Annotated in this window: 2 protein-coding genes; one reads left to right on the top strand and one right to left on the bottom strand. The window is 69.7% G+C overall.

What is annotated here, in order from left to right; genetic code table 11:
* The coding region (locus N912_RS59725; RefSeq protein WP_156994475.1) for a helix-turn-helix domain-containing protein at window positions 1-590 on the bottom strand (590 nt) is incomplete at its 3' end.
* A gap of 381 nt (window positions 591-971) precedes the next feature.
* Here N912_RS59725 and N912_RS64410 point away from each other — a divergent pair.
* A partial coding sequence (locus N912_RS64410; RefSeq protein ID WP_156994474.1) for a methyltransferase domain-containing protein occupies window positions 972-1,993 on the top strand: 1,022 nt, incomplete at its 3' end.

Here is a 1,993-nt window from a genome sequence, read left to right as displayed (position 1 = left end):
GCGATCCTCAGCGCTTCCCGCACCGCGATGTGCGCGGCGTCCGGCTGGCCCAGCTGCACGAGCGTGCACCCGGCCGCCTGGTAGAGCTGCGCGACCAGGTCGGCCGCTTCTCCGGTGAGGTCGAGTGCGCGGCCAAGCCGCAGCGTCTCGGGGAGGGTCTCGCCGAGCTTGTCGTACCGCCCCGACCAGTAGCTACCCCAGGTGTAGGTCACGGTCCGGCGCAGATCGTCCAGCGATGGTTCACGAGTCACGTCGCTCGCGCCGAGGAGGTCGTCGATGCCGGTGACGGCACGCCGCAACGCGACCACGCCGGAGTTCTCCGAAGGCTGAGGTAGCGCAACCTCCTTGCCTAGGAGTCGCACGATGTCGACGTCGAGCGCCCGCGCGAGCTTGTGCAGGCTCGGGAGCGACGCGGTATGCCTGACACCCTGCTCCAACTTCCGGATCAGATCGAGCGACACACCGGCCGCCGCCGCCAGGTCGGCTTGGGTCATTTTCCTGCCGGTCGGCCCGAGCGCCCGTTCCCGCAGGCCCCGCACACGATCGCCGAGGCCGTCGTGGTCGTCACCGATCACGGTACGATTCGTCATGTCCGAGCCTCTATCTCGGCGCTCCGACCCTCGCTCGCCTAGCCCGCGAGCGGGGGTCGCTAACAGCGCAGACTGTACTCCACGCCGTGTTTACGCCCACCGCGAGTGATCATCACGAGTCAGTCTCCGTCACCTGCTTCGCGCCACCGACCACAACATTGCACGACATAGTGGTTCTATCGGGTGGCACCCGGCTCGGTTCGCCCGAAGCTGACCCGGCCGCGGCAGGCTCGTCGGCATGCGCGGACCAGAAGATGACGAGGAAGAGTCCGGCTTGGGTGAACCGGAGACGGACGGGCAGTGGGACGACGACATCGCACCTGTGGATGACGACAACAAGTGACACCTGACCAGGCACACGCTCGGCTCGTTGCTGACCTGGTGGCCGGGGACTCTCTGAGCGAGGAGTGGCAGCCGGCATTCAACGCCACACCTCGTCATAAGTTCCTGCCCGAGGTTGTGTGGCGCATCGACCGCTCAGCCGGCGGCCGGCTGCTGCCGCTTCGCCGAGACATCGACCCCGCCGCCTGGCTGGAGCTGGCCTCCAGCGACGCCCCCGTCAACACTCAGGTCGACGACGGCCACCCAGCGCCGGACGGCGGAGTAGAGGTCAGCTCGTCGGCGTCGCAGCCCTCGGTCGTGGCGACGATGCTCGCCGCCCTGGACGTCGAGCCGGGCATGCGGGTGCTGGAGATCGGCACCGGCACCGGCTGGAACGCCGCCCTCCTGGCCCACCGCGTGGGCGCGCCGAACGTGACCACCGTCGAGATCGACCCGGAGGTCGCCGGCCAGGCGCGGTCCGCGCTCGCCCGCGCCGGGTACGACAAGGTGACCGTGGTGACCGGCGATGGGGAGCTGGGTCACCCGGGGGCTGCGCCGTACGACCGGGTCATTGTCACGGTGGGGGTGCGCGAGGTGCCGTACCCATGGATCGCCCAGACCGTGGCGGGCGGTCTGGTCCTGGTGCCTCTGCGGAATGCCTTCCACCCTCCTGGCCTCGCGTCCTTGCGCGTCCACGAGGACGGCACCGCAACCGGCCGCCTGGGCGCCCCGCTGCTGTTCATCGGCCTACGGTCGCAGCGGGTGTCCAGGGGCGACCCGTCCAGCCTGGCCGGTACGCCTGACGTGACTGGTGAGACGGACCTACACCCGGGCAGGTGGGCGAATCGTCGTGACGCGGCGTTGGCGGTCGGGCAGCGCATCGGCGACGGCGTGCGTACTCAGTGGCAGAGAAGGAAGAGCGCACGACGGCAGGGCACGATGTGGCTCCTCGAACCCGAGGGCCGTTCGTGGGCGTCGGTACGGGTCGGGGAGAAGCCGCCGTACCGAGTGCGGCAGGCCGGCCCCCGGCGCCTCTACGACGATGTCCGAGACGCCTACCGGTGGTGGGTCGACCAGGGAAA

The sequence above is a fragment of the Actinospineispora acaciae DSM 45401 genome (genome assembly GCF_000620785.1).
Classification (GTDB): Bacteria; Actinomycetota; Actinomycetes; order Mycobacteriales; family Pseudonocardiaceae; genus Pseudonocardia; species Pseudonocardia acaciae.
This window is presented reverse-complemented; position numbering and strand designations above follow the sequence as displayed.